At 72.3% G+C, this 19,610-nt stretch carries 7 protein-coding genes; 5 read left to right on the top strand and 2 right to left on the bottom strand.

The window, feature by feature from the left end; all coding sequences use genetic code 11:
- The first annotated feature begins 20 nt into the window (after positions 1-20).
- From ABZ371_RS05720 to fabD, 4 genes are read left to right on the top strand one after another with little or no spacing between them, the layout of a single operon-like run.
- Complete coding sequence (locus tag ABZ371_RS05720; RefSeq protein ID WP_358673953.1) at positions 21-4,457, top strand: beta-ketoacyl synthase N-terminal-like domain-containing protein; 4,437 nt, start codon at positions 21-23, stop codon at positions 4,455-4,457.
- Positions 4,450-12,816, top strand: a complete 8,367-nt coding sequence (locus ABZ371_RS05715; protein WP_358673950.1) for a type I polyketide synthase — start codon at positions 4,450-4,452, stop codon at positions 12,814-12,816. Before ABZ371_RS05720 ends, ABZ371_RS05715 begins: the two co-directional genes overlap by 8 nt.
- Positions 12,813-13,877 carry a ketoacyl-ACP synthase III family protein gene (locus ABZ371_RS05710; protein ID WP_358673947.1) on the top strand — a complete coding sequence of 355 codons (1,065 nt, stop codon included), beginning with the start codon at positions 12,813-12,815 and terminating at the stop codon, positions 13,875-13,877. Before ABZ371_RS05715 ends, ABZ371_RS05710 begins: the two co-directional genes overlap by 4 nt.
- On the top strand, positions 13,877-15,127 hold the full coding sequence (gene fabD / locus ABZ371_RS05705; RefSeq protein WP_358673944.1) for an ACP S-malonyltransferase: 1,251 nt from the start codon (positions 13,877-13,879) through the stop codon (positions 15,125-15,127). Before ABZ371_RS05710 ends, fabD begins: the two co-directional genes overlap by 1 nt.
- Before the next feature lie 45 nt (positions 15,128-15,172).
- On the opposite strand, the gene ABZ371_RS05700 is transcribed toward fabD, so the two are convergent.
- Positions 15,173-15,613, bottom strand: a complete 441-nt coding sequence (locus ABZ371_RS05700) for a hypothetical protein (protein WP_358673941.1) — start codon at positions 15,611-15,613, stop codon at positions 15,173-15,175.
- Positions 15,614-15,736: 123 nt separating this feature from the next.
- Positions 15,737-17,245, bottom strand: a complete 1,509-nt coding sequence (locus tag ABZ371_RS05695) for a DUF4246 domain-containing protein (RefSeq protein WP_358673938.1) — start codon at positions 17,243-17,245, stop codon at positions 15,737-15,739.
- A gap of 199 nt (positions 17,246-17,444) precedes the next feature.
- Between ABZ371_RS05695 and ABZ371_RS05690 the strand changes: the two genes are divergently transcribed.
- A complete protein-coding gene (locus ABZ371_RS05690) occupies positions 17,445-19,406 on the top strand; it encodes an acyl-CoA dehydrogenase family protein (protein ID WP_358673935.1) in 1,962 nt (653 codons plus the stop codon).
- Positions 19,407-19,610 lie beyond the last annotated feature (204 nt).

Below are 19,610 nucleotides of genomic sequence, written 5' to 3'. Positions count from 1 at the left end.
GGCCTTGGAAGGGACTGATCATGAAACAGCTGCTGCTCGACTTTCTCTGGTCCCATCTGTGCACGCTCGGCGCGTTCCGTGAATCCGGCCGGACGCCGGAGGCCGCACGGGAGTCGGCGGGTCTCGCGCCGGGGTACGGTGCCTGGTTCGAGGAGTGCCTGCGCCTCTTCGAGGCGGCCGGCTACGTCGACCGGCGGGACGGCAGGGTCCTGCTCGACGACGCCGTGCGGTATCGGCCGATCGAGCAGCTGTGGCGCGAGTGGGAGACGGAGAAGCCCGCGTGGCGGGAGAATCCCGACCTCGCGGCCACCCACCTGCTGGTGGAGACCACCTTGCGTGCCTTCCCCGACATCCTCGGCGGACGGCGACCGGCCACCGACGTCATCTTCCCCGGAGGATCGCTGGAGCTGGTGCAGAACGCCTACGCGACCAACCCGGCCTCAGCGTTTTTCAACCAGGTGCTGGCCGCCGACCTGGTGGCGCGGCTGCGACGGCGGGCACGAGTGCCGACGGCGGACGCCGCGCGGATCCTGGAGATCGGCGCCGGCACGGGTGCCACGAGCGCCGTCGTCCTGGAGGGGCTGCGGTCCGCGCGGCTGGACGTGCGCGAGTACTGCTACACCGACATATCAAGAGTCTTCCTGAACCACGCGGAGCGCTCGTTCGGTGCGGCAAATCCCGCGCTGACCTGCGCGATCCTGGACATCGAGCGCCCGGTGGCGGACCAGGGCCTCACCCTGGGCGGGTACGACGTCGTGGTCGCCGCCAACGTCCTGCACACCACCCGGGACATCTGCCACACCCTGCGCAACACCAAGGCGCTTCTCCGGCCGGGTGGGCTGCTCGTGCTGAACGAGCTGACCGCGAACAACCTGCTCAGCCAGTTCTCGTTCGGCCTCCTCGACGGATGGTGGCGCTACGAGGACCCCCACCTGCGTATCCAGGGCAGCCCGCTGCTCTCCACGGCGCGCTGGCGGCACGTCCTGACGCAGGAGGGGTTCCGCGCGATCGCTCTGCCCGCGCAGGATGCCGAGGACCTGGGACAGCAGGTCATCGTGGCCGAGAGCGACGGCGTCGTACGGCAGGCGACGGCCCTGCCGCGCCCCTCCGCGCCGCAGGTGGCGCCGGTGCGCGAGAGTCCGGCGCGGGCCGTGGCCGAGCACGCCGCCGGGAGCGGGCCCGGGGACCGGCTGCGCGCCCACGTCGAGGCGGTCGCGCTCGATGTGCTCGCAGAGGCGCTGGACATCCCGCGGACGAGGATCGGGCGGGGCGAACCCTTCTCGAACTACGGGCTCGACTCGATCTTCGCGGTGAACGTGGCCCGGACCCTCGGCGGGACGCTCGGCATCGACCTCGACATCACTGTGCTGTTCGAGCACAACACCCTCGCCGAGCTGGGCGAGTTCATCGTCTCCGAATACGCCGGGGACCTGCGGGAGGTGCTTCTTCCGGAGCCCGCGTCGCCGGACCGGGCGCCCGATCCCGTGCGGCCCCGGCTTCGACCTCGGCCCGAACTCGACGAGGCCGCGCTCGACGGCATGGCGATCGTCGGCATGTCCGCACGTTTCCCCGGGGCCGACGACGTCGACGAGTTCTGGCAGATCGTCGAGCAAGGCAGGCGGTGCATCACCGCACCGCCGGAGAAGCGTGCGGACTGGGCGAGCTACGGCGAGGAGGCGGCCGGGCTGCGGGGCGGATTCCTCGACGGGGTGCACGCGTTCGATCCTCTCTTCTTCCGCATGTCGATGACCGAGGCACGCCAGGTCACGCCGGAACTGCGCCTGCTGCTGATGACGTCGTGGAACGCCGTCGAGGACGCGGGCTACCGGCCGGCCGAGCTGCGGAGCCGGCCCACGGGCGTGTTCGTCGCCACGACGCAGAGCGAATACCGGCCGGCGGCCGCGGACCTGATGAGCCTGCCGTCGCCCGCGATGGTGCCCAACCGGATCTCGTACCTGCTCGACCTCAACGGTCCCAGCGAGCAGTGCGACACCACGTGCTCGTCATCGTTCGTGGCCCTGCACCGGGCGATCCGGTCCATCCGCGACGGCGAGTGCGAGCAGGCGCTCGTCGGCGGCGTGAACCTGGTGATGTCGCCCGCGGGGTTCGGCGGGATGCGGGCCGCGGGGATGCTCAGCCCGCGCGGCGACGTCCGGCCGTTCCAGCAGGACGCCGACGGTACGGCGCGCAGCGAGGGCGTCGCCGCCGTACTGGTCAAACCCCTGCGCCGGGCCGTCGAGGACGGGGACCACGTCTACTGCGTCGTGCGCGGTACCGGCGTGGCCCACGGCGGCAGGGGCGTGTCCTTCACGGCACCGAACATCAGGGGTATGAAGGCAGCCGTCGCGCACGCCCACGCCGACGCCGCGATCGAGCCGGGCGCCGTGGACTACATCGAGACCCACGGCATGAGCTCGGTTCTGGCGGACAGCGCGGAGCTGGCGGCCCTCGGCGCCGGACTGCGCGGTGAGGACGACGGCGGACACGTGACCTACCTGGGCAACGTGAAGCCCTGCATCGGGCACACGGAGGTGGTCTCCGGCCTGGCCGCGCTGGTGAAGACCGCCCAGGCGATGCGGCACGGCGTGATCCCGGCCGTCCCGGGCTTCGGGCGGCTGCACCGCGACCTCTCCGTCGAGGGGACGCGGCTGCGCATCGCCGAGCGGAACCTGCCGTGGCCCGAGCGCACCGACGACGCCGGCCGGCCGCTCCCGCGCCGCGCGAGCATGCACAGCTTCGGGATCGGCGGTGTGAACGCGCACGTCGTCCTGGAGCAGCACATCGCCTCCGCCTCCCGGGAGGACGACCCGGGCGCGCAGGTCCTGGTGCTCTCGGCCCGGAGCGTCGACGCTCTGCGCGAGCGGGCGCGCCGGCTGGTTCCTCGGCTCGCCGAAGCGGATCCGCGCTCCTGGGCGGACATCGCCTACACGTTGCAGGTCGGCCGGGAAGCGATGAGCTGCCGGCTGGCGTTCGTGGCGCGGGGCACGGACGAGGCCGCCCGCACGCTGGGAGGCTGGCTCGACGGCGACCCGGACGCGCTGGCCCACGTGGCGTTCGCCGACGGCGTCGATCCCGCCGCCGGCGCCGAGGGCGACGGGGTGCCGCCGCAGCTGGACCACGTGGCACACCACTGGGTCGCGGGCAGGCGCGTGGACTGGGATCCGGTGCATCGCGGCGCCAGGCGCAGGCGCATCGCACTGCCCGGGTACCCCTTCGCACAGCTGCCGTGTTTCGCCGAGCAGGCGCCGCGGCCGGATCAGGCTTCGCACACGGTCGTCGGCCCTCCGGACGGCGAAGCCTTCGTCGCCGACCTCGTCGCCTCGGTGCTCGGCCTGCCGCGCCACGAGATCGACGGCACGAGGTCGCTCGCGGACTACGGTCTCAACTCCCTGCTGCTGGTCGCGATGCTGGGACGGATCAGCAACGTGTTCCCGGGGTTCCAGCCCGACTGGTGGCAGCCGCACGACACGTTGGACGACGTGGTCGCGAGGCTGCCCGAGGCGGCGGCCACGCGCACGCACGCGCGTCCCCTGGCCCCCGAGCTGGTGCGCCTCAACGGCGCGTCCGAGGGCAGACCGGTGTTCTGGATCCACGGCGCCCTCGCCGGCGTCGAGTCGTACCGCACGATCGCCCAGCGGATCGACCGCCCGTTCTACGGCATCCAGGCCCGTGGCCTGCTGACCGAGGACGCGCCGATCGAGGGCGTCACGGCCATGGCCGAGTACTACACCGGGCTCATCCGCTCGGTGCAGCCCGAGGGACCGTACGACGTCGGCGGATTCTGCCTCGGCGGCATCGTCGCCTACGAGGTGACCCGGCGGCTGCAGGCAGGGGGCCAGGACGTGGCCTCGCTGACGATGGTGGACTCGCCGGACGAGACCGGCCTGGCGAAGTCGAACGCGAACGGGTTCCAGTCGGCGCAGAGCGCGGCTCTGCAGGTCCTGAACTCCCTGCTCTGGCCGGCGGGGGAGAAGGACCCGGCGGTCCTGCGCGCCCGTCTCGTCCACCGGGACGAGCTCGCTGAGGGCCTGGACGAGGACGCGTTCGTCCTGCGGCTCGCGGACCTGGCGGCCGGGCGCGGGTTCACCATGAGACCCGCCCAGATCGCGCGGTTCATCAGGCGCAACATGGCGATCCAGCTCGCCTACCGGCTCGGCGAGCACACCATCAGGCCGCTGCCGCGGCCGGAAGCGGTGGTGTCCACCTACTTCCGCAACCGGCGCGGCCTCTTCCTGGGGGAGAGCGAACCCTACTTCCAGGTCGTCGGCGAGACCTTCTCCCTCGACCACGTGAACTACCAGCAGGACTGGGTGCGCGAACTGCCGGGCCTTCGCCTGGTGGACATCGACGCCGCGAACCACATGACGATCCTGAACGACGCGGGGCCGCTCGCCGCGATCGAGGAGACATGCCTGGCGCTCTACGCGTCCGACGAGATCGGGGCTACTCATGGCTGACCAGACCGCCGACCGGACGTACGGCCGACGCGAGCCGATCGCGATCGTCGGCATCGGGTGCCGACTGCCGGCACTGATCGAGGATCCGGCCGCGCTCTGGCAGGCGCTGCTCGAGGGCGTCGACGCCGTGCGCCAGGTGCCGGCCGACCGGTGGAACGCCACCGCGTGGGCCGACGCGGAGGCGTCCGGCCGGGCGGCGAACCGCCGAGGCGGATTCCTCGACGACGTCACGGGCTTCGACGCGGAGTACTTCGGCATCCCACCGGCCGAGGCACGGCAGATGGACCCGCAGCAGCGGATCGCCCTGGAGGTGGCGTGCGCCGCCGTCGAGGACGCGCGGCGTTCCACCGCGAGTCTCGCGGGTACGCGCACCGGCGTCTTCATGGGCGCGATGTGGCAGGAGTACCCGCTGTTCACGCAGGGCGCCGCCGAGGCGATCCACGCCCACTCGGCCATCGGCTGGGACAACTCGGTGATCCCGTCCCGCATCGCCTACGCCCTGGGGCTGCGGGGCCCCGCGATGGCCGTGGCGACCGCGTCCAGCTCCTCCCTGGTCGCGGTGCACCTCGCCGTGCAGAGCCTGCGCTCCGGCGAGTCGGACTTCGCACTCGCCGGCGGCGTCAACCTGATGCTGCACCCGAACACCTCGGTGGCCATGACGAAACTCGGCACGCAGAGCCCTGCCGGCCTGTGCCGGGCCTTCGACGCCGACGGCGACGGCTACGCACGGGGCGAGGGATGCGCCGTGGTCGTGCTGCGCCGCCTGTCCGACGCGCTCGCCGACGGCGACCGCGTCTATGCGCTGGTGCACGGCAGCGCCGTCAACAACGACGGCGCCACGGACGGACTGACCGCCCCCGGCCACGAGGCGCAGACGGAGGTGCTGCGCTCGGCGTGGGAGAACGCCGGCGTCCCGCCGCGTGCGGTGGCGTACGTCGAGGCGCACGGCACGGGCACGCCGCTGGGCGACGTGACGGAGGGGAGCGCGCTCGGCACCGTGTTCGGGCCCGACCGGCCCACGCCGCTGCGCATCGGCTCGGCGAAGACGAACTTCGGCCATCTCGAACCGGCGGCCGGCGTCCTCGGGCTCGTCAAGGCCGCGCTCGCGGTGCACCACGGCGTCATCCCACCGAGCCTGCACTTCCGCACGCCGAACCCGCGCATCGACTTCACCGCCGAACGTCTGGAAGTGGTCACCGAGGCGGCCACGTGGCCTGCCGGGCCGCGGTTCGCGGGGGTGAGCAGCTTCGGCTACGGCGGCACCAACGCGCACGTCGCCCTCGGCGAAGCGCCCGAGGGCGCTCCGGCACAGGCCGCACCGGACGAGAGCGGTCCGGTCTGCCTGACGGTGTCCGGCACCAACCCGCTCGCGCTCGCGCGGAACGCCGCACGGCTGGCGAGCCACCTCGGGCGGTCGCCAGGGACGAGGCTGTCCGACGTCGCACACTCGCTGGCGACGACCCGCACACAGCACCCCACGCGCGGCGCGGTGATCGCCGGAACGACGGACGAGGCGGTGGCCGGTCTGCGGGCTCTCGCCGCGGACGAGAGCCACGGCGCGGTGGTGACGGGCGCGACCGCCGCTCGCGGCCGCGTCGCGTTCGTCTTCCCGGGCCAGGGCGCCCAGTGGTGGGGGATGGGCCAGTCGCTGTGGGAGCAGAACGAGGCGTTCCGGGAGGCCGTGACAGCCTGCGACGACGCCCTCGCCCCGTACACCGGGTTCTCGGTCGCCGCCGTGGTGCGCGGGCAGGACGGTCTCGCGCCGCCCTTCACGCGCACGGACGTGGTGCAGCCCGCGTTGTTCGCGATGTACGTCGGTCTCGCCGCGATGTGGCGCGCCTGGGGCGTCGAGCCCTCCGCGGTCGTCGGCCACAGTCAGGGTGAGGTGGCAGCGGCGGTCGTCAGTGGGGCGCTGAGCCTGGCGGACGGCGCCCGCATCGTGGCGTCGCGCGCCCGGGCCGTGCACGACCACGCGCCGGACGGGGCGATGGGGCTCGTGGAGCGCCCGGTGGGCGAGGTCCTCGAGAAGCTGGCGCCGTACGGCGAGGCGCTGTCCGTCGCCGTGGTGAACACCGCGCGGTCGACCGTCGTGGCCGGAGACGCCGAGGCGGTGGACCGCTTCCTCGCGCAGATGGAGGCCGCCGGCGCGTACTGCCAGCGCGTGGACGTGGACTACGCGTCGCACAGCCCGCACATGGAGGCCCTGCTGCCCGCGCTGCGCGGGCAACTCGCGGGCCTCTCCCCCGCGGACGCGGAGATCGCCTTCTATTCGAGCGTGACGGGGGAGCGGGCGGCGGGGCCGGAGCTCGACGCGGAGTACTGGTGCCGCAACCTGCGCGAGCCGGTGCGCTTCGATCGAGCGCTGGAACGGCTGCGAGCGGACGGGTACGGAGTCTTCGTCGAGGTCAGTCCGCATCCGGTGCTCGGGATAGCCCTGGCGCAGGGGACCGAGGCCGACGGGTCGGCCGTCGTGGTGGGCAGCCTGCGCCGAGATCACGGCGGGATCGGGCAGGTGCTGCGGGCGCTGGCGGACCTGCACGTCCACGGGGTTCCGATCCCGTGGGAGCGGGTGTTCCCCGCCCCCGGCACGCGCGGGGTGGACCTTCCGTCGTACGCCTTCGAACACCGCCGCTACTGGCTGGACGAACACGACGACGCGGTACCGGTCGTCAACGGCGCCGCGTGGCGCGAGGACGTGCGGGCGCTGCCCGAAGCCGAGCGCCTGGCAGAGGTGGTCGCACTCGTCACGGGAGAGGCGGCGGCCCTGCTCGGCCTGCCCGCCGAGGACGTGCGCCCCGGCACGGCGCTGCGCGACCAGGGTTTCGACTCCCTCATGGTGGTCGAGCTGCGAAACCGGCTCAGCGCACGGACACGGGTCGCGCTGCCCATGGTGCTCGCCTTCGACTACCCCACACCGCAGGCGATCGCGACCCTGCTGCTGACGCACGCCGACGCGCGGTACGAGGCCCCGGAAGCCTCGACCGCCGCCGCCGCGGTGCCCGGGCGGCCCGACGACGACCCCGTCGCGATCGTGTCCATGGCCTGCCGGCTCCCGGACGGGATCGACACGCCCGAAGCGTTCTGGGAACTGCTCGTCGACGGCCGCGAAGCCTCCTCCCCGTTCCCGCGGCGCTGGGACGGGTGGGATCTCAGCACGCTGGAGGACGCGGAGCGCGACGCCACCGGCAGGCGCTTCGAGCGCAAGGGAGGCTTCGTACGCGACGTCGAGGACTTCGACGCGGCGTTCTTCGGGCTCAGCCCGCGTGAGGCGCTGTCCCTGGACCCGCAGCAGCGGCTCGTCCTGGAAGTCGTGTGGGAGGCACTCGAACGGGCCGCCCTGCCCGCCGCGTCCCTCGAGGGCAGCAACACGGGCGTCTACCTCGGGGCGATGAGTTCGGACTACGACGTCGCCCGGCGCTGGGACGTCGGGAGCAGCGACGGCTACAAGATCACTGGCAACGGGTCGAGCCTGATCTCCGGGCGCGTGTCCTACACCCTCGGCCTGTCCGGGCCGGCGCTCACCATCGACACCGCGTGCAGTTCGTCGCTCGTGGCCCTGCGCCTCGCGTGCGAGGCGCTGAGCAGTGGCGAATGCGACCTGGCGCTCGCCGGCGGAGTGACCGTGATGAGCACCCCGCAGATCTTCGTCGAGTTCAGCCGTCTCAACGGGCTCGCGGCCGACGGCCGCTGCAAGAGCTTCGCCGACGACGCCGACGGGACGAGCTGGGCGGAAGGCTGCGGTGTCCTGGTGCTCAAGCGCCTCTCGGACGCCAGGCGCGACGGTGACCGCGTGCTGGCCCTGGTGCGGGGCACGGCCATGAACCAGGACGGCCGCAGTCAGGGGCTCACCGCGCCGAACGGCCTCGCGCAGCAGCGCGTGCTCCGCGGTGCCCTGGCCGACGGCGGACTCTCCCCGGCCGACATCGACGTCGTCGAAGCGCACGCCACCGGCACCGTGCTCGGCGATCCCGTCGAGGCCGGCGCCCTCGCCGCGGTGTTCTCGGGCCGCGTTCGCCCCCTGCACCTGGGATCGGCCAAGTCCAACATCGGCCACGCCCAGGCGGCCTCCGGCGTCATCGGCGTCATCAAGATGGTGATGGCGCTTCAGCACGAGTGGCTGCCGCGCACCCTCCACGCGGAGAAGCCGAGCACCCGGATCGACTGGGCCGGCGGCGAACTGGAGCTCCTGCGGCAGCCGCGGCAGTGGCCGCGGACCCGGCGGGTGCGTCGTGCCGGCATCAGCTCCTTCGGTATCAGTGGCACGAACACGCACGTCATCATCGAGGAAGCACCGGCGACCCCCGTCGCCGACCGGCCTGGCGACGATCTCGTCCACCCACTGGTGATCTCGGGCACCGACGCGGCCGCCCTGCGTGCGCAGGCCCGGCACTGGGCCGCGTGGCTCGACGCCCGGCCCTCCGCGCCGATGCGGGACATCGCCTACACCTCCGCCGTCGGCCGTACGCACTTCGACGCGCGCGCCGTGGTCTTCGCGGGCAACGCCAGGGACGCCGCCGAAGCCCTGCGGGCGGTCGAGCCCGGCTCCGGCACGGCGCGGGGCAGGATCGCCTTCGTGTTCGGCGGTCAGGACGCGCGGCCGCCGAGGACGAGCGGGGAACTGCTGGAGCAGAGCGCGGTGTTCCGCGGCGCCGTGGCGGAGTGCGACGCGGTCCTCACGCCGCTGACCGGCTGGTCCGTACTGGAGGCACTGCGCGGCGAGGAGGACGTGCACAGCCCGGACAGGCAGCCGTGCACGCTGTTCGCGACATACCTCGGACTCGCGGCGCTGTGGCGCAGCTGGGGTGTGGAGCCGGCGGCGGTGGTGGGCGACGTGCGAGGCGAGGTCGCCGCCGCCGTGGTGAGCGGGGCGTTGAGCTTGCAGGACGGCGCCCGCGTCGTCGCCCTTCGAGCTCGTGCTCACTCGGGGGACACGGTCGGCGGCGCGATGCCGGGGATCGTCCCCCTCCCGGCTTCGATCCCCTTCTGGTCGAGCCTCACGGGCGAGGTCGTGCCGGGCCCGGAGCTCGGCGGCGACTACTGGTTCCGGGACCTGCCGGAGGAAGAGCCCAGCAGGCTCGACCGCGCGCTGGAGCGGCTGCGCGGCGAGGGCTTCGGAGTGTTCGTCGAGGTCGGCCCACCCTCCGACGGCGCCCCGGGCGGAATGGACGGGCTCCGGCGAGCGGCCGCGACGTTGTTCGAGCGGGGCTTCCCGCTGGACTGGGAGCGAGTCCTCGGGTCCGGTGGCGCAGGCAAGGCCGACATCCCGACGTACGCCTTCCAGCGCCAACGCTTCTGGCTCGGCGAGCTTCCGGCCGGGCCGGTCGCGGTGACGGCAGGCCGGTCCGGGGACGCTCACCCGTGGTTCGACGCGATCACGACGCTCGCCGGCGGCGGCCACCTGTTCACGGGCCGGCTGTCGCTCGACGAGTGCCCGTGGCTGGCCGATCACGTCGTCAGCGGGCAGGTCTACCTGCCGGGCGCGGGCCTGATCGACGCCGCGCTGTTCGCCGCCCGCACCGCAGGTGCGGACGCCGTGGCGGACCTGACGCTGCTGGAGCCGGTCGTCCTCCACACGGGCCGGGCGCTGCGCATCCAGGCCACCGTCGGCGATCCGGACGCGCACGGACGGCGCCCCTTCGCGTTCCACAGCCAGCCCGAGGACACGGACGAACCGCGCACGTGGCAGCAGCACGTGACCGGGGAGTGCGTGACCGGCGCGCGCGCCGAGGCCGCCTTGCCGCCCGCGGACATGGGGACCTGGCCGGTGCCCGACGCCCGGACCCTCGACGTCGAAGCCTTCTACGGACGCGCCCTCGCGAACGGGCTCGACTACGGCCCGGCGTTCCGGGGACTGCGCGAACTCGCCTGCCGCGACGGCGTCCACTACGCGCGGGTATCCCTTCCGGACGCGCTGGATCCGGCCGGCCACGACCTGCATCCGGCACTGTTCGACGCGGCACTGCAGGTCGTCGTCGCCGGTCTGATGGCGGCCGGTGCGGCTCCTGGGCCGCTCGTCCCGTTCATCTGGCCGGACGTCGAGCTGTATCGGGCCGCAGGTAGAGAGCTGACCGTGCGGGTGTCGTTCGAACCCGGCGGGGACGACGGCCTCGCGCCGGCCACCCTGTGGCTGGCGGACCCGGCAGGGCAGGCGGTGGCCCGGATCGGCAGGCTCACGTTCCAGCGCGGCAGACGTCGCGGGCACCCGGCCGCCGAGCACCTCTACCGCGTCGCCTACCAGCGCCTGCACCCCGTGGCCGAAACCCCCGGCCCCGCGCCCACCCTCGTGGTCGGCGACGCGGAGTTGGGCGCGGGGCTCGGCGCCGACGTCGTACCCGATCTGGACGCCCTCGTGAAGTGGCTCGACGTCCGGGCGGACGTGCCTCGGCGACTGCTGTTCACGCCGCCTGACAGCGCGTCCGCCCAGTGGTACGACGCGGAACACAGCGCCGCCGAAGCGCTGCGGACGCTCCAGGTGTGCCTGGGCGATGCCCGGCTCCAGGACGCGGAACTCGTCTGGATCACCCGGGACGCGGTGTCGTCACGTCCTGACGACCGGGTGGGCAACTGGGCCCATGCCGCAGTGTGGGGCATGGTGCGCACGGCGCGCACGGAACAACCCGAGCGCGTCCTGCGCCTGATCGACCTCGACCCCGGCACGCCGGACCTCCGGCTTTTGGCACGCGTGATCGAGACGGGCGGCGAGCCGGAGTGCGTACTGCGCGGCGAGACCGCCCACGTGCCGCGAGCGAGGCCGACCCTCGGCGAGGCCGACGCGTTCCTCCTGCCGGACGAAGGCGGCTGGCACGTGCGGCAGCGGGAGGACGGTCAGCTGGACGTCGTCGCCACCCCGCACGAGGAGGGGGCGCCGGAGCCCGCCGGGCCGGGGGAGGTCCGCGTCACGGTGCGCGCCGCCGGGATGAGCCCGGGCCCCGCACAGGACCTGGAGTTCGCGGGGATCGTCATGGAGGTCGGCAGCGACGTCACCTCCCTGCACGTGGGTGACCGGGTCATGGGCAGCGCGGCAGGCGCGCTCGGCGATCGGATCAGCGTGGACGGCGCCACCCTCCGGCCGATTCCCGCGCACCTCACCTTCGCGCAGGCGGCCGCCGACCCCTCCTCCCACGACACGGGGCAGGACGGGAGGACGTTCACCGCCTTCGACATACGCGACGCGCCGTACGCCCTGCGCCACGCGCGGCGCGATGCCACGCCCAGGACCGTGCTGACCGTGCCACGCGCCCTCGACCCGGACGGCACCGTGCTGATCACCGGAGGGCTCGGCGAGCTCGGCGGCGCGCTGGCCACACACCTGGTCCGCACGCACGGAGTGCGGCGGCTCGTGCTGCTGTCGCGGAGAGGTGGCAACGCCCCCGAAGCCGGCTCGTCCGTGCGGGAACTCGAAGCCGCGGGCGCCGAGCGGGTGGACCTGGTCGCGGGCGACGTCGCGGACCGGGCCGCAGTGGCCGCGGTACTGGACGGGATCGACCCGCGCCATCCCCTCACGGCCGTGTTCCACCTCGCCGGAGTACTCGACGACGGCCTGGTGGAGGGCTTCACCGCAGAGCGGCTGCACCGGGTGATGGCGCCCAAGGTCCAGGGCGCGCGCCTGCTGGACGAGTTGACCGAGCGGCTGGACCTGGCCGCCTTCGTCCTCTTCTCCTCGGCGGCCGGAACGCTGGGCACCGCGGGACAGGGCGGCTACGCCGCGGCGAACGCGACGCTGGACGCCCTGGCGGCGAACCGGCGCAAGCGGGGTCTGGCCGGACTCAGCCTCGCCTTCGGGCTCTGGGAGCAGGCCGGAGTGGGCATGACCGCCCATCTCAGCAAGGCCGAGCTGGGACGCCTGCGGCGTCAGGGGGTCGGTGCCCTGACCTTGACCGAGGGCCTGCACGCCCTGGACGTCGCGCTCTCGCGTCCCGAGACCCAGTTGCTGCCCGTACACCTCGAACTGGCATCGTTGCGACACGCGCTCGGCGACGCGGAGGCGCCTCCCCTGTTGCGCGACATGCTGCCGCGCAGGGCCGAAGGGCGCCGAGCCGAGGTTCCCGGGACCGCGCAGTCGCTCGACACGCGGATGGCGGGCGCCTCCGAGGCCGAACGGGCGGCTCTGCTGCTGGACCTCGTCCGCAGCGAGGCCGCCGACGTGCTCGGTCTGCCCGGACCCGACAGCGTGCCGGCCGGCAGAGCACTGCGTTCCCTCGGGATCGACTCGCTCACCATGGTCCAGTTGCGCAAACGCCTCGCCAAACGGCTCGACACCACGCTGCCCGCCACCTTGGTGTTCGACTACCCGACGGCCGAAGCCATAGCCGGGCTCCTGCTCCAGGACGCCACCACCCTGAGAGGGAACGAGAAGTGAAGACACAGGCCCTGTTCATCGCGGGTGTCGCCACCTACCTGCCCCCGGCGACCAAGGTCGAACAGGCGGTCGCCGACGGCCTGTTCGACGCCCAGGACGCCGAGGACACGCAACTCGAGTCGATCTGCGAGGCCACGGACGAAGCCCCGCCCGAGATGGCGGTGGCCGCCGCCAGAGACGCCCTGGCACGGTCGGGTCACCGGGCCGAGGACGTCACGCTGCTGCTGCACGCCTGCGTGTACTTCCAGGGCCTCGAGCTCTACCCGACGGCCTCCTACATCCACCGCGAAGTACTCGGGGACCATTCGGCGCTCGCCTTCGAGGTCAAGAACGCTTCCAACGGCTGCATGACCGCGTTGGACATCGCGGCGCGCTCCCTCACGGCCACCGGCGACGTGGCGGCGCTGGTGACCACCGCCGACAAGGTCGCTCCGCCCGCGATCGACCGCTGGAACAGCGACATCGGCATCGTCCCCGGCGACGGCGCGTCGGCGATGGTGCTCAGCAGGAGGTCCGGTTTCGCCCAGGTGCTCAGCACCTCCACGGTCTCGGATCCCACCCTCGAACGCCTGCATCGCGGGGACGCGCCCTTCACCCCGCACCACGACCCCACGCACCCCATCGACCTGCGTCTGCGCAAACTGCAGTACCTGGGAGACGTGGAACTCGACGAGTTCACCCGCCGATTCCGGGCCGGCCTCAGCGACTGCGTCGAGCGAGCCCTGCACGACGCGGGGATCCTGCTCGGCGACGTCGCCCGGTTCGTCGTTCCGCACTTCGGACGCACCGTGCTGCAGCGCGAGGTCCTCGCCGCCCTCGACGTCGACCTCGATCTCACGACCTGGTCCTGGGGCCGCACCGTCGGCCACCTCGGCGCGGGCGACCAGATCGCCGGACTCGACCACCTCGTGAAGGAGCGCGCCGTGGACGTCGGCGACCTCTGCATGCTGCTCGGCGTCGGTGCCGGTTTCACCTGGACGTGTGCCGTGGTCCGGATCCTGGAACTCCCCGAGTGGCCGACGCCGCCGGCCGGATCCGACCTCGGGGGCGGGCGGATCTGATGCGCTGCTACGTGTTCCCGGGGCAGGGCACGCAGAAGAAGGGGATGGGACGCAGCCTGTTCGGAAGGTTCCCCGACCTCGGCCGCCGCGCCGACCGGGTGCTCGGATACTCGATCGAGGAACTCTGTCTGGACAACCCGGAACGACGGCTGTCCGACACCGCGTACGCGCAACCCGCGATCTACGTCGTCAACGCGCTGCACTGGTCGGCGGCCCGGGAGGACCTGCCGCCCGCGGACTTCTTCGCGGGCCACAGCCTCGGCGAGTACAGCGCACTGCTCGCGGCCGGCGCCTTCGACTTCGAAACCGGCCTGACCCTGGTGCGGCGCCGTGCGGAACTGATGAGCCGAATCGGCGGCGGTGCGATGGCCGCAGTCATCGGTGTCTCCGAGCAGATCGTCGAGGAGACCCTGAAGCAGCACGGTGCCACCGGCGTCGTCATCGCCAACCACAACGCACCCGAGCAGTTCGTGCTCTCGGGCAGCCGCGAGGAACTGGCCCGGATCAGACCGGTCTTCGAGGAGGTGGAGGGCGTCCGAGGCTTCGTCCCGATCCGCGTCAGCGGGCCCTTCCACGCGCCGGCGATGGCCCCGGCCGCCGCGCGCTTCCGCTCCCTGCTCGCGTCGGTCGACGTGGGCGAACCGCGGACACCGGTCATCTCCAACGTGACCGGCCGGCCGTTCGGCCCCGACGCGCAGGAGATCCGCTCGCTGCTCGCCGAACAGATCGCCAAGCCCGTCCGCTGGACCGACAGCATCCGGTACCTGCGGGACGCGGGCGTGTCCGTGTTCACGGAACTGAGCGAGTCGAAGGTGCTCACCCCGCTCATCGACCGGATCACCACCACCGCGCACGAGCCCGCGCCCGACCCACGCCGGGACCTGATCGAGCGGATCAGGCGCGAGGTCCTCCAGCCGGAGATCGGCGACGAGGCGCTGGGCTTCGACGAGGACGCGTCGTTCCGGCAACTCGGCCTGAACTCCGTCCTCTACGTGCGCCTGGCCCGCCGGGTCGCGACGGTCCTCGGCGTCCCGGTCAAGCCGGACGTCATCTTCCAGCACCGTTCCTGCGCCGCCCTGGCCGACCACCTCCTGACCCGCGACGACGTCGCCCAGGCCGCAGCGCCTGAGCCTCCACCCGCACCTCTGCGCGAGTACCAGGACGAACGGGTGACGGCCCTGCTGCGCGACTGCGCGAACGGAACCCTCAGCGTGGACCGGACCATCCAGGCGATCCGCGCCCTCGCGTGACGAGCGCCGAACGCGCCGTTGCCCCGTCCCGCCGCATCTTCCTGGTCAGCGGCGGCCGGCGGCCAGGATGACGAGGAACTGGCCCCCGCCGGGCTCGATGCCGGCGGTGACCGGCAGCCCGGGTACCAGTCGGGAGAACCGGTCCACCAGCCAGTCCGCCGTCTCCCGGGCGTCCCGCTCGGTCGGACAACGGCCCACCATCTCGCGGCCCCCCTTCCGCTCCAGCCGCTCGGCCACGGTGAGCAGTGGCGCGGGTTCCACCACGTACAGCCGGTCCGGCCAGGCGATGACCGCCTTGACCGCGCCCTTGCGGGTATTGCACCCGCGGTGTGCGAGCCGCTCCGCGACCTTGGCCTTCCGGTCGGCAGTCCGGCTGTCGACGCTGGGTCCCCGCGGGTCGTTCACCGACTCGTCGGGGTCGACCGCTTCGTCACACACCCAGCAGCGCCAGCCGTCGCGCTCGGCCACATCATCGAGAAGACTCATTCGAGCAAACTAGCCTGCCCGGCCGCCTCCCGTCGCACCAGGGCCGACCAGGTCCCCCTCGGGTGGCGACGGCCCGGCGCGGATGCCGGGCCGTCGGGGAGGGAGGCTCTCCTCGGGAGAAGCTCAGTGCTCGCAGAGCGAGAACTCCCGTTCGTAGAGCTGCTCGTTGTGCTCGTCGACGAAGAACTTGCGCTCGCGCATGAGTTCTTCGCGGTGACTCCGCGCCTCGTCGAGTGTCATGGTCGAGGTGCCGGACCATGGTTGCTGCGGTGGCACGTCCGATGTCGAGACGATCCTCTCCGACGGGTCGACCAGGAAGAAGGCCAGGATCTTGCGATGTCCCGGACGGGTGGGGTCTACGAGACGGAACGGCCCGACGCGGTGCTGCAGGATGTTCGGGAACGCCAGACAGCGGCCCGCCGGGGTCGATGCCGATCCCAGCGTCTGGTTCAGCGCGTCCTCGTCCTCCAGGCCGTACACCTCGCGCAGACCGTTGTCATCGTTCTGCTCGTAGTGCGGGTCGTCCAGTGCCGCCCGGAAGCCCAGCCGGCTTTCGGTGATGTTCTCGCTGTCCCGGTAGTGGATGCCGGTCGAGACGATCCGCTCGTTCAGCATCCCCTCGACATGCCAGGAGCCACCGGCGTACTCGGGCTTGTCCGGGGTGAGACGAATGGTGGCGAGCTTGACGATGACCTGGAGCGTGCGGCCCCGCAGATCGACTCGAACGGACTCGTCCGGCGGCTCGGGCGGAGTGAAGGCCGGGGCGTCCGGAACGACCGGGCGGCGGTTCTCCCACCAGTCGTCATGGGCCTCCTCCCAGGCGCGTACGGCTTGTGCGTGGGCCTCGTCGTCACCGTGGAGGGACCTGTCCGGATACGCCGGCTCGGAGTCGTACCACGCATAGGGATCGGCCTCGATCCGAAGGGGCCGCGGGTGGCGCAGGTCGGTGAGCACGTTCTCGAACAGCGGGAGGAAGCGGGCCAAGAGGTCCGGCAGGACGGAGGCCAGTTCGTGATGAGTGCCGGGGTGGAGGTTGTTGACGTACGACAGGAAGGTGACATCCCCTTCGGGGCTCACGTCGACGTCCGTGGGCAGCCACTGGAACTTCTCCGAGAACTCGTACGCGGAGTATCGGCTCGTCGGGTTCCGCCACGCTCGCTCGGGAGCCGCACTCACCCCTCTCACCAGACAGAAGAGCGAGGGGTGCACCAGGTCCAGCACCATGCCGTCGGAACCGGGGTGCCAGTCCTGTTCCGCTTCGGGGACCTGCTCCAGGACCCGCACGGCCTCGCGCAGCCGGACTCCGAGCCCGTCGTCGACCAGGGTGTCCGACTGCCACACCCCGTCGACGGCGGACACCTCGATGCCGGTCCGTTCGTCCCGCAGCGCCGCGTAATGGGCGAGTTCCGCGAGCACGTACCGCACCTGCGCCTCGGTGAGTCCTTGGGCGACCGCTTCCCGCGTCCACCTGGCGACGATGCCGGCATCGTTCATCTTGTCGAACCACCCCGGCTTCGCCCGGATGTGTGCACTGCACTCCATCATCCGGAGTTCCCGCAACGTCCGGGGCGTCGCGAAGGATATGGAGCGGGAGGCGTGGAAGGGCAGCGGGAAAGCGGACTCGGCAGTCAATTCTCTCGGTCCTCGGAGTCGTTGTGCGGTGGCGGGAAGGATACGTCAGCGGACCGACACCGCAGTCGTCCCCGAAAGCCCGGACGCCCGAACGGCCGCCCACCGGGGCCCGGGCGGCCGCTGCCCTGCGCCCGCCCGGGCTCCACCGGGCTCCCCGGGGCGGTCGCTTGATCATCGCCGGACGGGGTAGCGAAGTGGCATGGCCACTGACGACACATCTACTGCTTCGAGCGGATACGTGCAGCCCCAGGTCGACGTCCGGGCACTGACGGAGGTGCTCGACGGAGAGTACGCCGAGGTCCGCGACCTCGTCCGCACCAACCTGGTCAGGTATGCCTCCGTCCTCGAAGAGGCCGAAGAGCTCGGCATCGACGCCTTCCGCGAGCGGGTGCGTGAACTCGTGGTCGACATGGCCGCGACGGGGCAGACCGGTATGGGCTTCCCGGCCGAGTACGGCGGGGGCGGAGACGTCGGCGCGTCGATCGCCGCCTTCGAGACCCTCGCCTTCGGGGACCTGTCGGTGCTGGTGAAGGTCGGTGTGCAGTTCGGGCTCTTCGGTGGCGCGATCCTCCATCTGGGCACCCGGCGCCACCACGAGGCCTATCTGCCGGACCTGGTCACCGGGCAGCTCATGGGCTGCTTCGCGATGACGGAGACGGGCCACGGCTCCAACGTCCAGGCCCTCGGCACGCGGGCGCGGTACGACGCCGCCGGCCAGGAGTTCGTCATCACCACGCCCGGCGACCAGTCGTGCAAGGACTACATCGGCAACGCGGCACGTCACGGCGAGCTGGCGGTCGTCTTCGCCCAGCTCGAGGTGGACGGGAAGTCCCGGGGCGTGCACGCGTTCGTGGTGCCGATCCGGGCGGGCGGTGAGGTGGTGCCCGGCGTCCGCATCGAGGATGACGGCCGGAAGATGGGCCTCAACGGTGTGGACAACGGCCGCATCCGGTTCGACGACGTGCGGGTGCCGCGCGAGGCACTGCTCAACCGGTTCGCCGACGTCACCCCCGAAGGCGTCTACGAAAGCTCGATCGAGAACCCCGACCGGCGCTTCTTCACCATGCTCGGCACGCTGGTGCAGGGCCGGGTCAGTGTGGGCGGGGCCGGGATCAACGCCGCCAAGGTCGCCCTCGCGATCGCCACCAGGTACGCCGTGCGGCGCAGGCAGTTCGAAGCCACCGCGGACACGGGCGAACAACTGCTCCTGGACTACGGGCTGCACCAACGGCGTCTGCTGCCGCTCATCGCGCGGACGTACGCGCTGCACTTCGCGCAGGACGTCGTGCGCACGCACCTGCACGACGTCTTCTCCGGCATCGAGGACGACGCACAGGCGCGGCGCCGGCTCGAGTCGCGGGCCGCCGGTACCAAGGCACTCGGTACCTGGCACGCCACCCGGGTCGTCCAGGAGTGCCGTGAGGCATGCGGCGGGGCCGGCTACCTCGCCGTCAACCGGTTCGCCGCCCTCAAGGCGGACACCGACATCTTCACCACCTTCGAGGGCGACAACCACGTCCTGCTGCAACTCGTGGCCAAGGGCCTGCTCACCCACTACGCGAGCGAGTTCGAGGACCTGGACCAGCTCGGCACGGTTCGCCACGTCACCGGCCTGGCAGTCGAGACGATCATGGAGAAGACCTCGGCGCACAAGCTGCTGGAGCGGGTGCGCGACCTGCTGCCCGGCGGCGACGAGTGGGACCAGGAAGCCGGCCTCCTCGACTCGGAGTACCAGCTCGCGATGCTCCGCTACCGCGAGGAGCACATGCTGGCCGGCGTGGCCCGCCGGCTCAAGCGCGGGATCGACCAGCAGCGCGATCCCGGCACGGTCTTCTCTCAGGTGCAGGACCACGTGATCGCGGTCGCCCGCGCACACGTCGAGCGGCTGGTGCTGGAAGCGTTCGTCGACAAGGTGCGCGCGCTGCCGGAGAGCGGGAACAGGACCGCGCTGAGCCTGCTGTGCGACCTGTTCGCCCTGTCGACGATCGAGGCGGACCGGGCCTGGTTCATGGAGCACGGCCGGCTTACCGTCCAGCGGTCCAAGTCGATCAGCCGCGAGGTGAACGACCTCTGCCGCAAGGTCCGGCCCCTCGCGGCGGACCTCGTCGACGCCTGGGGCATCCCGGCCGAGATGCTGCGCGCCCCGGACCTGGTGGGCTGACCGGACCCGTCCCCGGCCTGCCGTGGCCCGGTCGGGACCCGCCGATTCCGGGTGCGGGCCGGAACGCTCCGGTGGCGGGCCGGTGGGAAGCGGGCGGACTGCGGCGAGGCCCCCACCGTCACCGGAGTGAGGTGGGGGGCACGCCGCAGCAGCTCCGTGAGCCCCGGGGCGCCCCCCGCGCGAGGCGCGCGCGACGAACCCGGC

This window comes from Streptomyces sp. NPDC005899 (genome assembly GCF_040629645.1).
Taxonomy (GTDB): domain Bacteria; phylum Actinomycetota; class Actinomycetes; order Streptomycetales; family Streptomycetaceae; genus Streptomyces.
This window is presented reverse-complemented; position numbering and strand designations above follow the sequence as displayed.

What these genes read in the sequence shown, in the direction of transcription:
- ABZ371_RS05720 (WP_358673953.1), top strand. Translation starts at nt 21, where the DNA reads ATGAAACAGCTGCTGCTCGACTTTCTCTGGTCCCATCTGTGCACGCTC.
- ABZ371_RS05715 (WP_358673950.1), top strand. Translation starts at nt 4,450, where the DNA reads ATGGCTGACCAGACCGCCGACCGGACGTACGGCCGACGCGAGCCGATC.
- fabD (WP_358673944.1), top strand. Translation starts at nt 13,877, where the DNA reads ATGCGCTGCTACGTGTTCCCGGGGCAGGGCACGCAGAAGAAGGGGATG.
- ABZ371_RS05700 (WP_358673941.1), bottom strand. Translation starts at nt 15,613, where the DNA reads ATGAGTCTTCTCGATGATGTGGCCGAGCGCGACGGCTGGCGCTGCTGG.
- ABZ371_RS05690 (WP_358673935.1), top strand. Translation starts at nt 17,445, where the DNA reads ATGGCCACTGACGACACATCTACTGCTTCGAGCGGATACGTGCAGCCC.